Below are 12,969 nucleotides of genomic sequence, written 5' to 3'. Positions count from 1 at the left end.
CCTCAGATGGCTACTGAGGGGGATCGCTAAAAAACTAAAACCTAGACCTCAGTCTATTTTCTTAATGTCCCCGCTTTTGCTGGACGAAGTCTTTTTTAAGGCAGCATTGCCTTTGTAATTGATGTCACTGCCACCCGTTGCACTCGCCTCAAGCCCCTTTGTTACATGAATATTGGCATCAGAACCACCACTGGCATTTACTTTCGCATATTCTACAATAAAATTATAAGCTTTCACATCACTGCCACCGCTGCTGCTGAGCTCCATGTTTGAGGCACTGCCTTTTAAGTCAAGATCTGAGCCTCCACTAATTTGAATTTTGATATCCTTCGTAATGACATCAAGTTTCAGGTCTGAGCCACCTGAAGATTGGATGCTCAATTTTTCTGTTTTGATCGTATTTTGTGCATATACATCACTGCCACCGCTGGCATCTATGCTTTCCAGGGTTTTATAGTTCACGTAGATTTTTACCGTTGTACCCTTGAAAATTTTACCAAGGCCACCGTTGTTCTTGTGCCGGATTTTAAGGGTATTACCTTCTTTGGTTACCATTACATCTTTGATCAAGTCCGGATGTCCTGATAATTTGATGTTTTCTGAAGTGCTTTGTGTAAGGTAAAGATCAATTCCATTGGCCACTGAAACCGCATTAAAATTTGTAATTCCAATGTTTTTATTTTCCTGGGCTTTTAAGGAAAAAGTAAATAATGTGCAAACAAAGAGTAGAAATAAGGATTTAATAGCATTTTTCATATTTTGTTTTGTTAGGTTTACATCTATTAGACGCATGAAGGAGCAAAACGTTGCAGGTTTTATATTTTATTTTTCAAATGTTTTGAATATAAGTGTTAAAATCGTTCTTTTTGCAGTATAAAACAAGGTACACACATGGCAGGATCTCAGCTACTCATTCTCGATAAAAAGCAAATACAGCAAAAAATAAATAGAATTGCTTACCAGATACTGGAAGATAACATCAATGAAAAGGAAATTGTACTTGCTGGAATTTGGGATCGTGGATACAAACTTGCCTTGCGTTTGAAAAAGGTATTGGCCAAAATATCGGATATGAAAATCGTGATGCTTAAAATTGAACTGGAACGTAAAAGCTCCAGATTGATTGCCAATACAGATTTAGATGAGTCACATTGGAAAAACAAAGTGGTGATCCTGGTTGATGATGTTTTAAATAGTGGAAAAACACTGGCCTATGGTTTGGGCGTTTTTCTAAATACCCCGCACAAGAAAATCAGAACGGTAGTTCTGGTAGACCGGAGTCATAAAATATTTCCGATAGCAACAGATTTTGTCGGACTGCAAATGTCTACTGTGTTAAAAGAACATGTGGATGTGGTGATGGATGTGGAAGGTGAAGAAGATCGGGTGTATTTAAGTTAAAAAGAAAAAGGATGGCTTATGATTGAATTTCTGTACGCTGTCCTCCTTTTTTTAGTCCTGAGATTTTCGGTTACTCTATTTAATTTCCTGTCCAATCCTAAGCTTGGCCATTATGGTAAGCATTTTAACGATCGGGTGTCCGTATTGGTTTTGTTGCCAAATTCAGCTCCAAATACCGACAGACTGGCTGCTGCTATTGCGGCCCAGGATTATAAGGATCTTGAGCTGCTTATTCAAAAACCGGGCATGTCTGTAAAAGAACTGGTTGGTCGGTCTACCGGAAAATACTTATTGTTTTTAACAGAAAACAGCACCATACAATATAGCTTCATCAATAATCTGATCTACAGAACCAGGACATTCAATCTGGCTTTGCTCAGCATCATCCCCAATTATAAAAACACGAATGTATTGTCACGCTGCCTTGCACCCTTGAATGATTTTGTGTTGCTCAATATCCTGCCCTTGAGATTGGTACGTTTGAGTAATAACCAGGCTTTTGTGAGTGCAAATTCAGACTGCCTTTTTTTTGATGCTTTTTTGTATAAACAACATGGGTGGCACCAATATCATCAGCCGAAATCTGGTGCTTTGGAAATCATGAAAGCTATAAAGCGGGAAAAGCTTCCTGTAGAAGTTTTATTGGGTAATCGAATGATTGATGTGGTTGAACAAGATTTGAACTCGAAGGCTACAGCCACGAAGTTATTGCTGTTATTGGGCAACCAACCGCTCATCGCAGGAATTTATCTGTTGCTGGTTATTGTCGGACCGCTGGCTATCGGCATTTACTTCGATCCCATGTTGTGGATGTTACCTGTCGGATTGATTTTTTTGTCACGAATGATGATTTCCTTCCTCACTGCTCAGTCGCCATTATGGAATGTGCTGCTGCATCCTTTACAGATGATCTGTTTATTTGTTTTGATGCTTAAAGCAATGGCGCTTCAGATCTTGACTGCAATTAAACATTAAAGCAAGGATATGAAACAGTTTTTATGTAATTTTGTGAGATGAAATACGACTTGGCTGTAACCATTGATAAGGCATCAGGCTTCTGTTTTGGGGTAGTTTATGCCATTGATATGGCTGAAGATATTCTGGATCACGAACCTTATTTGTACTGCCTTGGTGATATCGTGCACAATGATGAGGAAGTCAAACGCCTAACTGAAAAAGGCCTGCGGATTATTGATCACGATAAATTACACAGCTTAAGTAATGAAAAAGTGCTGATCCGTGCGCATGGCGAAGCACCTTCTACTTACCAGTTGGCGCTGGAAAATAACCTCACACTCATTGACGCTTCATGTCCTGTTGTATTGAAATTACAGAACCGGATCAAAAATTCTCATGATGACGATGAGCAAATCCTGATTTTTGGAAAACATGGCCATGCAGAGGTGATCGGCTTACAGGGGCAAACTGATGGTAAAGCGATCGTATTTCAGGATCTTGCTGAACTGGATCATGTGGAGCTTCCGGCAAGGTTTACCTTATACAGCCAGACTACCAAGAGCACAGATAAGTTTTATCACATTAAAGACGAACTGATCAGTAGGGGCTACGAGGTTAAAGCAAATGATACCATTTGCCGTCAGGTTTCCAACCGTTATACCGATCTGGAGAAATTCGTCGCCGATTACGATAAGATCTTATTTGTGTCGGGCAAAAAGTCATCAAATGGAAAAGTATTGTATGATGTATGCAAAAAGTACAATGACAATGCTTATTTCATTTCCAATGTAGCAGAGATCGAAATGGATTGGTTTTCTGCGGGCGATAAAGTGGGCATTTGCGGTGCTACATCAACGCCAATGTGGTTGATGGAAGAGGTGAAGGCCTTTTTGCTTCATCATTAAAAAGTAAATATTCTTATTGCAATCAGGCTCAGACCGAAATAACGGTTTGAATACTTATTTTTGGGCAAATTATGGGAAAAAAGGGTGTATTATTAGTGAATTTGGGAACCCCGGACAGTCCGGAGGTGAAAGACGTGCGTAAATATCTTGATCAGTTTTTGATGGATGAACGCGTAATTGACATCAATGCATTTAAACGGACGTTGTTGGTTAAAGGTATTATTGTCCCTTTTCGCAGCCCTAAAACTTCTAAACTGTATAAAGAAATCTGGGATGAAAATGGATCTCCATTATTGTATTTTAGTAAAATACAAGCTGCTTTGGTTCAGGAACAACTGGGTGATGAATACCATGTTGAACTGGCCATGCGCTATCAAAATCCTTCCATATCTTCAGCATTGGAGAAAATGAAGGCTGCATTGGTAGAAAGTATCCAGGTAATTCCTTTGTTTCCACAGTATGCATCTGCCAGTACAGGATCTGTGATCCAAAATGTAATGGAAGAACTGAGCAAATGGCCAACCATTCCACCTGTAAGTTTTGTCAGCTCATTCCACAATAATGAATTGATGCTCGAAACTTTTGCGGCCAACGCCAGAAAGTATCAGCCTGAAACTTATGACCATGTTTTGTTCAGTTTCCATGGCTTGCCAGAACGCCAGTTGTTAAAATGCGACCATACCGGCAGCTATTGCCTGAAAAAAGAAAACTGCTGCGATACGCTAAACGATACCAATAAGCTTTGCTACTCTGCGCAGGGACACGACACGGCCAGGCTGATTGCCGATAAATTGAATATTGCACGGGAAGATTATACCGTATGCTTCCAGTCCCGCCTGGGTAAAGAGCCCTGGGTACAACCGTATACGACCGATGTCTTGAAAAAACTTGCAGGCGAGGAAAAAAAGCGCCTGCTGGTGTTTAGTCCTGCATTTGTGGCCGATTGCCTGGAAACCTTATACGAGATTACGGTAGAATACCATGAAGAGTTTAAAGCGCTTGGTGGTGAACATGTACAGCTGGTGGAAAGTTTGAATGATGATCCGCGCTTTATTGAGGCCCTTGTTGGCATGGTAAAGAACTAGCCAGGTAAGGCATGATGTAGCTGATGATTTGGTCTGTAGCGCCCTTTTTATCTGCTACATATTTTTTTGCTATGAAGCCAGCCGATTCCTGATTTTTCCGGAAAGTTTCAAACGCATTGTTTATGCTGGTCTGGTTTTCAATGCTTTGTGCTGCACCCAGCGCCACCAGATCTTTTGCCTCCTGGAACTTGTCGTATTTAGGCCCGAATATGACAGGGATACCAAAAGCGGCGGCTTCAAGGGTGTTGTGGATCCCTACGCCAAAACCACCTCCGATATAAGCGATCCTTCCATAAGCGTATAAAGCAGAAAGCATTCCGATATTGTCTATAATCAAGGTCTGATGTGCACTGGAATCAACCTGGGCTTCGTCCTTCAATTTGGAATAGGTGAGCGCGTCAGGAAACTGGGTTTGAATAGCTTTAATGTGGCTTTGGTCAATTTCGTGCGGTGCCAGGATAAATTTCCAATCGGGATGTAATTTAGTGAGCCCATAAATCAGACGCTCATCTTCCGGCCAGGTGCTACCGCCGATAAAAACAGGAGCGTTTCCGCAAAAATCAGCTATTAACGCTATTTTTTTAGCTGCCGTTGCATTTTCAGCTACGCGGTCAAACCGGGTGTCACCACTTAAACTGGCCCTGTCGATGCCAATTGTCTTTAACAGTTGCACACTCTCCTCATTTTGTACAAAGAAATGGTTTACAAAGGATAATATCTTTCTGTTGAAACTGCCATACCATTTGAAAAAGATCTGATCAGGTCTGAATATCCCTGAAATGATGAAAAGTGGAATGTGTTTACGGTTAAGTTCCTTAAAATAGTGATACCAGTATTCATATTTTGTAAATATGGCAATTTCAGGATTGAACGCTGCAATTAGCTTTTTTGCATTTGAGGCGCTGTCCAGGGGCAGGTAGAATATACCTGCTGCCTGTGCATAATGCTTCCGGATCTCATAACCTGATGGTGAGAAAAAAGTAATGACGATCTTTTTATCCGGGAATTTTTGAAGCAGCTTTTCGAAAACGGGTCTGCCTTGCTCAAATTCTCCAAGAGAAGCAAAGTGGAACCAGACCGGGCGATCAGCAGGATCTATGGTTTTTTTTATATTTTGGAAAATATCTTTCCTTCCCTTAATGAAAAAAGATGCTTTTGTATTGAATACAGAAAATAACCTGACAGCTAAGCCATAAAGTTGAATTCCGATGTTATAAAGCCAAAGCATTTTGTGTGTTTATTTATTATCTTAGCCGAAGATACTTGAATATAACATAAAATAGGTTGAATATATGAAAATAGCCGTTATTGGTACAGGGTACGTAGGTTTGGTTACGGGTACTTGCCTGGCAGAAACAGGCAATGCTGTAATCTGTGTAGATATTAATGAAGCAAAGGTGCATCAGATGCAGACAGGCATTGTGCCAATTTATGAGCCGGGATTAGATGTGCTTTTTCATAGAAATATCGCACAGGGTAGGTTATCCTTTACCACAGATCTTGCCTTGGCTGTAAAAGAAGCACAGATTATTTTCATGGCCTTACCAACGCCTCCGGGTGGAGATGGTGCGGCCGACCTGTCTTATATTCTAGGTGCTGCAAAAGATGTAGCCGGACTGGTGACAGAATATAAAGTGATTGTGAACAAGTCTACTGTACCTGTAGGGACAGCGGATAAAGTGCAAGCCGTATTTACGGCGAATACCGATATAGAAATTGACGTGGTTTCTAACCCTGAGTTTTTAAGGGAAGGTGTAGCTGTGGAAGATTTCATGAAACCAGACCGTGTGGTGATCGGTACCAGAAGTGATAAAGCTCAAAAACTGATGGCAGAATTGTATGGTCCGTATGTTAGACAGGGTAATCCGATCTTATTTATGGATGAGCGTTCTTCAGAGTTGACCAAATATGCAGCCAATTCATTCCTGGCTACAAAAATTACCTTTATGAACGAGGTGGCTAATCTATGTGAAATTGTTGGCGCTGATGTGGATGCAGTACGTAAAGGAATTGGTGCCGATGCGCGGATTGGTAAACGCTTCCTGTTTCCGGGCATTGGTTACGGAGGTAGTTGTTTCCCTAAAGATGTTCAGGCCCTGGCCAAAGCAGCAGACGAGCACAATTACGATTTCCAGATTCTGAAATCGGTGATGGAGGTTAACGAAAAACAAAAAACCATTTTAGTAGATAAACTTTTAAAATATTATAAGGGCGATTTGAAGGGCAAGCATTTTGCACTTTGGGGATTAGCTTTTAAACCTGAAACGGACGACATCCGCGAAGCGCCATCCTTGTATATCATTGATGAACTGGTTAAACATGGCGCTACAGTTACGGCATTTGATCCGGAAGGCATGAAAAATGTGAAAGGACTGATCGGAGGGAAAATCAATTATGCAGAGAACCAGTACGATGCACTGGAAAATGCTGACGCCTTGTTGATTGCAACAGAATGGTCTGTGTTTAGAAATCCGGATTTTGAAAGAATGGAAAAAACTTTAGTCAACAAAGTTATTTTTGACGGACGTAACCTTTACGATCTGGACAAAATGATTGATTTGGGATATTATTACAACAGCATTGGCCGTAAGCTTATAAATTAAATGGGACGTAAAAGGGTATTGATTACCGGCGCAGCCGGATTTCTGGGATCGCATTTGTGCGACAGATTTATTAAAGAAGATTACCATGTTATTGGCATGGACAACCTGATTACAGGTGATCTGCAAAATATAGAACACTTGTTTGGTCTGGAGAATTTCGAATTTTCACACCATGACGTGTCGAAATTTGTCTATGTATCCGGCGAATTGGATTATATCTTACATTTCGCTTCACCGGCCAGTCCGATTGATTACCTCAAGATTCCGATCCAGACTTTGAAAGTTGGTTCATTGGGTACACACAATCTGCTGGGATTGGCTAAAAATAAAAATGCACGGATGCTGATTGCTTCTACTTCTGAAGTTTACGGAGATCCGAGTGTAAACCCTCAGCCTGAAGAATACTGGGGTAATGTAAACCCGGTAGGACCAAGGGGTGTTTACGATGAAGCCAAACGGTTTCAGGAGGCCATGACCATGGCTTACCATACTTTCCATGGACTGGAAACCAGAATTGTACGTATTTTCAATACTTACGGACCAAGAATGCGTTTGAATGACGGCCGTGTACTGCCTGCATTTATCGGCCAGGCTTTGCGTGGTGAGGATCTTACCGTATTTGGAGATGGTTCACAAACCCGCTCTTTCTGTTATGTGGATGACCTGGTTGAAGGTATTTACCGTTTATTGTTGAGCGACTATGCCCAGCCGGTAAATATTGGAAATCCGGATGAGATTACCATCAAACAGTTTGGTGAAGAGATCATTAAGTTGACAGGTACTTCGCAGAAATTGATCTTTAAGGATTTGCCAGTCGATGATCCCAAGCAAAGGCGCCCGGATATTACCAAGGCCAGAGCAATTCTGGGCTGGGAACCTAAAGTAAACCGTGCAGAGGGGTTGAAAATTACCTACGAATATTTCAAATCTCTGCCAGAGGAGGCATTGATCAATAAAGAACATAAAGATTTTACAGTTTATAACCGTTAATAAAAGAATGTCTAAAATATTAGTAACCGGGGGAACCGGGTTTATAGGTTCTCATACCGTTGTAGAATTGCATAATGCAGGCTATGAAGTAATTATCGTAGATGATTTTTCAAATTCTAACCCAAAAATCCTGGATCAGATTACCACGATTACAGGAAGCAGACCTGAATTTGTAGAACTGGATCTTTGTGATGAACAAAAGGTGAAAGATTTCGTAGCTAAAAATGCCGACATCACTGGTGTAATTCACTTTGCTGCTTTTAAAGCAGTAGGTGAGTCTGTACAACAGCCTTTAAAATATTACCGCAACAACTTTTATTCCCTGATCAACCTGATCAATGCCTTCAATAGCAAAATTAACCTCGTATTCTCTTCATCTTGTACGGTTTACGGTCAGCCTGATGTTTTGCCGGTAGATGAGTCTGAGCCTACCAAAAAAGCAGAATCGCCTTATGGCAACACCAAGCAAATTGCAGAAGAAATTTTGCAGGAAACCTGCGCTGTGACACCTGGCTTAAAAGTAACCTCATTGCGTTATTTCAACCCGGTAGGTGCACACGCATCTGCTTTAATCGGTGAATTGCCAATTGGTGTTCCTCAAAACCTGGTTCCGTTTATTACCCAGTCGGCTATTGGTAAACGCGGACCAATCACAGTTTATGGCAACGACTATAATACCCCGGACGGCAGTGCGATCCGCGATTATATCCATGTTGTAGATTTGGCTAAAGCACACGTGGCAGCAATCAAACGCCTGGAAAGTGCCAACGCAAGTAGCAATTATGAGGTTTTCAATTTAGGTACAGGTACCGGTTCTTCCGTTTTAGAAGTGATTGCCGCTTTTGAACAATCAACTGGTGTGAAATTGAATTATACCATTGGTGCAAGAAGAGAGGGAGATATTGAGCAGGTATGGGGAAATGTTGAAAAAGCAGCACGCGATTTGAACTGGAAAGCAGAACTGGATGTGACAGAAATGATGAGATCTGCCTGGAACTGGGAAAAATATCTTCAGGAAAATCCATTCTAAATGTTATTAAGTGAGCATAAAGATCTCAAAGCAGAGATCAAGTCCCTGCCTGAAAAGGAGAAGGATAAACTATTGCTCAGATTAATTGCAAAGGATAAAGTCTTGACGGAACACCTGCACTTTAAATTGCTTGAAAATGAACAGGATCTTGTCGACCGGCAGGAACAGTTGATTCAAGCCATTGACGAAGGGGTGGAAAGCCTGGTCCGTGGCCGTAAGGCGAATGCTAAGGATACTTTATTGATGATGCGCAAGTTAAATGGCAGCATCAACCATCATTTCAAAGTGACCAAAGATTTAGGAACAGAACTGGAATTGAGGATACACCTCCTGAACAGTTTGCCGATTCAATTGAATGAAGGTGTTTTTACAGCAGCTTATAAATTCCAGGAGAAGTTAATGGTGTATTTTGTGAAAACAACAGTAACCTTATTGAATAAGTACCAGAAACTACATGAAGATTTAAGATTTGATATGCAGGATGCAATGAATGATTTGCTCCGGAAAATTTACCAGCATAAAACCGCTTCAGTAGCCAGGGAATTGGGCTTGCCTGAAAATTTATAACCGATTTAACTATAAATGAATATACCAATGAAGAAAATACTAATTACAGGTGGGGCCGGCTTTATCGGTTCGCATGTAGTCCGGAGGTTTGTCAACAGTTATCCGCAGTATGAGATTGTGAACCTGGATAAGTTGACGTATGCAGGCAATCTGGCTAACCTGACAGATATTGAAGACAAATCAAACTACCGCTTTATCAAAGCAGACATTACGGATGCGAAGGAAATCAATGATTTATTTCAAAAGGAACAATTTGATGCCGTAATCCATTTGGCTGCAGAATCACATGTGGACCGTTCGATCACAGATCCAACGGCGTTTGTAATGACCAATGTGATTGGTACAGTGAACTTGTTGAATTCAGCCAGGGAATTCTGGAAGGGCGACTATGATAAAAAACGCTTTTACCACGTATCTACCGATGAAGTATATGGTGCATTGGGCGAAACAGGGATGTTTACTGAAAGCACAGCTTACGACCCGCATAGTCCTTATTCGGCTTCTAAAGCCTCTTCCGATCACTTTGTAAGGGCTTATCATGATACTTACGGCATCGATGTGGTGATTTCCAACTGCTCGAATAACTACGGTTCGCACCACTTCCCGGAGAAACTGATTCCTTTAGCCATCAACAACATTAAAAATAACCAGCCTGTTCCGGTTTATGGAAAAGGAGAGAATGTACGCGATTGGTTATGGGTAGAAGATCATGCCCGTGCCATTGATGTGATTTTTCACCAGGCAAAAACTGGTGAGACCTATAATATCGGTGGACACAACGAATGGAAAAACATTGACCTGATTCATTTGCTTTGCAGCATTATGGATAAGAAATTAGGTCGCGAGGCTGGCGAATCTGCTAAACTCATCACCTTTGTAACAGATAGGGCAGGGCACGACTTACGTTATGCCATTGACTCTACTAAACTTCAGGAGAAATTGAACTGGGTGCCTAGCCTGCAGTTTGAAGAAGGACTGGAACGTACAGTAGATTGGTATCTTGAAAATGAAGACTGGCTTTCTGATGTTACTTCAGGTAACTATCAGGCCTATTATGATACACAATATAGCGCACGTTAATACTATTCGTATCTCAGGGCTTCAACAGGATCTAATTTGGAGGCTTTCTTAGCTGGGTAATAACCGGAACCGATTCCAACCAATACGCAGAGGGCAAAGCCTCCAAATATCCACAGCCAGGGAACAATAAATGATCCACCCATGGCCAGGGAAATCAAATTCCCTATGGATATCCCGAGAAATATCCCCAATGCTCCGCCCATCAGGCAAATGATCACGGCCTCAATCAGGAACTGTTTTCGAATCACAGAAGGATTGGCACCAATTGCTTTTCTAATCCCGATTTCGCGAGTTCTTTCCGTAACAGAAACCAGCATGATGTTCATCAGGCCTATGGACGCACCCATTAAGGTAATACCACCAATAGCGATACCGCCCCATACGATGTATTTGAGGTTCTCAAATAACGTTTGCGCAATGGCATCGCTTTTGGTGATCTCAAAATTATTGGTTTCAGTAACCTTAACTTTCCTGATGTTTCTAAATGTAGAGGTCGCTTCACCAATGACATTATCCATGATGTTGTTATTCGGAACAATGACAGTGATCGTATAAGAAGGATTTGAATTGGCATTGATCAGTCTGGCTTTGAGTAAAGGAACATAGACCGATCGGTCGCCGCTAAAGCCCATACTCTGACCTTTGGAGACCAGCACGCCAATCACCTTCAGGCGCTGACTTCCTACTGTGATGATTTTTTCAAGCGGTGATTGTCCGTTAAAGAGTTTATCGCTAACCTCTACACCAATGACACAGACATTGCTGCCATTCTGGATTTCGGTAAGACTGAAATTTCTACCCAATGCCAGTTCCAGGCCCTGCGCATTTAAACCATTCTCATCTATTCCCTGTACCGTAATGTTCGGATTTGTTTTGGCAGTACTGTATTTTACTGTAGCGCCCCTGCTGGCAATGACACTAACGGCCATGGATGCAGGGGTATTTAGTCTTTCCTTAAGGGCAATGGCCTCGGCATAACGGATCGATTTAAAAGGCTTTTGTCGCTGGCCCGAACCACCAATCCGGATTCCTGTACCACGGTTTCTAATGGTAAAAGAATTTGCACCCATACTGGAAAAAGCATCGGTCATGCTTTTCTTAACCGCATCTAAAGTCGTGAGGATACCTACCAACGCCGATAAACCAATGGCGATAATCAATGCGGTTAACAAGGTCCTTAACCTGTTACTCTTGATTGATTGTAAGGCTAGTCGTACGTTTTCAGTATAAGTCATTAAATTTAATTTGAGGAGGCTAAGAAATAAAAAAGTCCTGTTGCTAAGACAACAAGACTCCTGATATTGTTACAACTATACTGAAAATTTTGATTTAATTATACCGAAAAGCTGGTGCCACAACCACAAGTGCTGGCTGCATTTGGATTGCTAAAGGTAAAACCTCTTGAATTTAACCCGTCCTGCCAATCTACCTGCATCCCCATTAAATACATTTGGTGTGCTTTGTGCATAAATACTTTAATTCCATCAATGATAAATTCCTGATCACCTTCTTTTTTCTGATCAAAGCCCAGAACATAGTTCATGCCCGAACAACCTCCGCCTTCAACGCCCACGCGCAAGCCAAAGTCTTCAGCAATCTCTTGTTGATCTTTCAATTTAAAAAGTTCCTTTACAGCTGTTTGTGTAAAAGTAACGGGTGCAAATGCGGTATCAACTGTAGTACTCATATCGATTCAAAATTAAGGAAACAAACGATCTCTATCCTTTTGGGAATAAAAATCAATTAATGTGTAAATATAAATAATTTGTACATTTTTGCTGAGCTTAAACACCAATTATTACGGTATTCAAACAAATGAAATGAACGTACAGAAATTGATCATAGATATTGCCGTACTGGCTGCAGGAGGAGGTATTACCGTTGCCATTGCGTATGCTTTAATTAAAAATGACATACAGACTTATTTTAAACTGAGATTTCAAGGGCAACAAAAAGAAGGACAAGGCGTACTTTTGTCGTTGAGATTACAGGCTTACGAGCGATTGATCCTGTTTGTAGAACGCATCAACCCGGCAAACCTGCTGCTCAGGTTACACCAGCCGGGCATATCCCCGCAAGACCTGCAGGCATTGGTGTTAACGGAGTTAAGGGCAGAATACCAGCACAACATCACCCAGCAATTGTATATTGAGGCCAGTACCTGGGATGTGGTAACTAAACTGAAAGAGGATACCGTTGCCATGCTGAACAATGGGATGAAAAGTTTGCCGGCAAATGCCGCAGGTGTAGATCTGAGCCGGAACATCCTGCAGCACATGGCACAAATGAAAGACAATCCCTACGAATTGACCCTGGCGCTGATTAAAAAAGATATTCATCAATTGTTTTAA

General features: G+C 41.4%; 14 protein-coding genes. 10 read left to right on the top strand and 4 right to left on the bottom strand.

Annotated features, from left to right (window positions below):
- Positions 1-48: 48 nt before the first annotated feature.
- Positions 49-756, bottom strand: coding sequence for a head GIN domain-containing protein (locus tag IM797_RS26085; protein ID WP_194130165.1), 708 nt, complete (start codon positions 754-756; stop codon positions 49-51).
- Positions 757-891: 135 nt separating this feature from the next.
- Here IM797_RS26085 and IM797_RS26080 point away from each other — a divergent pair, with 135 nt between their 5' ends.
- The 4 genes from IM797_RS26080 (at position 892) to hemH (ending at position 4,348) form a co-directional block, all read left to right on the top strand.
- Positions 892-1,401: a phosphoribosyltransferase family protein gene (locus IM797_RS26080; protein WP_194130164.1), complete on the top strand. Its 510-nt coding sequence runs from the start codon at positions 892-894 to the stop codon at positions 1,399-1,401.
- Positions 1,402-1,419: 18 nt separating this feature from the next.
- A complete protein-coding gene (locus tag IM797_RS26075; RefSeq protein WP_194130163.1) occupies positions 1,420-2,376 on the top strand; it encodes a hypothetical protein in 957 nt (318 codons plus the stop codon).
- Positions 2,377-2,414: 38 nt separating this feature from the next.
- Positions 2,415-3,263 carry a 4-hydroxy-3-methylbut-2-enyl diphosphate reductase gene (locus IM797_RS26070; protein WP_194130162.1) on the top strand — a complete coding sequence of 283 codons (849 nt, stop codon included), beginning with the start codon at positions 2,415-2,417 and terminating at the stop codon, positions 3,261-3,263.
- Positions 3,264-3,334: 71 nt separating this feature from the next.
- Positions 3,335-4,348, top strand: a complete 1,014-nt coding sequence (gene hemH, locus IM797_RS26065; protein ID WP_194130161.1) for a ferrochelatase — start codon at positions 3,335-3,337, stop codon at positions 4,346-4,348.
- On the opposite strand, the gene IM797_RS26060 is transcribed toward hemH, so the two are convergent.
- Positions 4,314-5,576, bottom strand: coding sequence for a 3-deoxy-D-manno-octulosonic acid transferase (locus IM797_RS26060; protein ID WP_194130160.1), 1,263 nt, complete (start codon positions 5,574-5,576; stop codon positions 4,314-4,316). The genes hemH and IM797_RS26060 overlap by 35 nt on opposite strands.
- Positions 5,577-5,640: 64 nt before the next feature.
- Here IM797_RS26060 and IM797_RS26055 point away from each other — a divergent pair, with 64 nt between their 5' ends.
- The 5 genes from IM797_RS26055 to rfbB are packed head-to-tail and all read left to right on the top strand — an operon-like array spanning position 5,641 to position 10,618.
- Positions 5,641-6,951: a UDP-glucose/GDP-mannose dehydrogenase family protein gene (locus IM797_RS26055; protein ID WP_194130159.1), complete on the top strand. Its 1,311-nt coding sequence runs from the start codon at positions 5,641-5,643 to the stop codon at positions 6,949-6,951.
- Positions 6,952-7,941: a UDP-glucuronic acid decarboxylase family protein gene (locus IM797_RS26050; protein WP_194130158.1), complete on the top strand. Its 990-nt coding sequence runs from the start codon at positions 6,952-6,954 to the stop codon at positions 7,939-7,941.
- 7 nt (positions 7,942-7,948) lie between these two features.
- Positions 7,949-8,971 carry a UDP-glucose 4-epimerase GalE gene (gene galE / locus IM797_RS26045; protein ID WP_194130157.1) on the top strand — a complete coding sequence of 341 codons (1,023 nt, stop codon included), beginning with the start codon at positions 7,949-7,951 and terminating at the stop codon, positions 8,969-8,971.
- Entirely contained in the window at positions 8,972-9,538 is a 567-nt protein-coding gene (locus IM797_RS26040) for a hypothetical protein (protein WP_194130156.1), read from the top strand.
- A gap of 27 nt (positions 9,539-9,565) precedes the next feature.
- Positions 9,566-10,618: a dTDP-glucose 4,6-dehydratase gene (rfbB, locus tag IM797_RS26035; protein ID WP_194130155.1), complete on the top strand. Its 1,053-nt coding sequence runs from the start codon at positions 9,566-9,568 to the stop codon at positions 10,616-10,618.
- A 2-nt stretch (positions 10,619-10,620) separates the two neighbouring features.
- Here the strand turns inward: rfbB and IM797_RS26030 are convergent, their stop codons facing one another.
- Complete coding sequence (locus IM797_RS26030; RefSeq protein ID WP_194130154.1) at positions 10,621-11,853, bottom strand: ABC transporter permease; 1,233 nt, start codon at positions 11,851-11,853, stop codon at positions 10,621-10,623.
- A 98-nt stretch (positions 11,854-11,951) separates the two neighbouring features.
- The gene (locus tag IM797_RS26025) at positions 11,952-12,305 is read right to left on the bottom strand and encodes an iron-sulfur cluster assembly accessory protein (protein WP_194130153.1); all 354 of its coding nucleotides are present in this window, start codon (positions 12,303-12,305) and stop codon (positions 11,952-11,954) included.
- 133 nt (positions 12,306-12,438) lie between these two features.
- Between IM797_RS26025 and IM797_RS26020 the strand changes: the two genes are divergently transcribed.
- Positions 12,439-12,969: a hypothetical protein gene (locus IM797_RS26020; RefSeq protein WP_194130152.1), complete on the top strand. Its 531-nt coding sequence runs from the start codon at positions 12,439-12,441 to the stop codon at positions 12,967-12,969.

It is taken from the genome of Pedobacter sp. MC2016-24 (genome assembly GCF_015223055.1).
Taxonomy (GTDB): domain Bacteria; phylum Bacteroidota; class Bacteroidia; order Sphingobacteriales; family Sphingobacteriaceae; genus Pedobacter.
The sequence above is the reverse complement of the archived record's forward strand: the minus strand, read 5'-3'. Positions and strand labels throughout refer to the sequence as shown.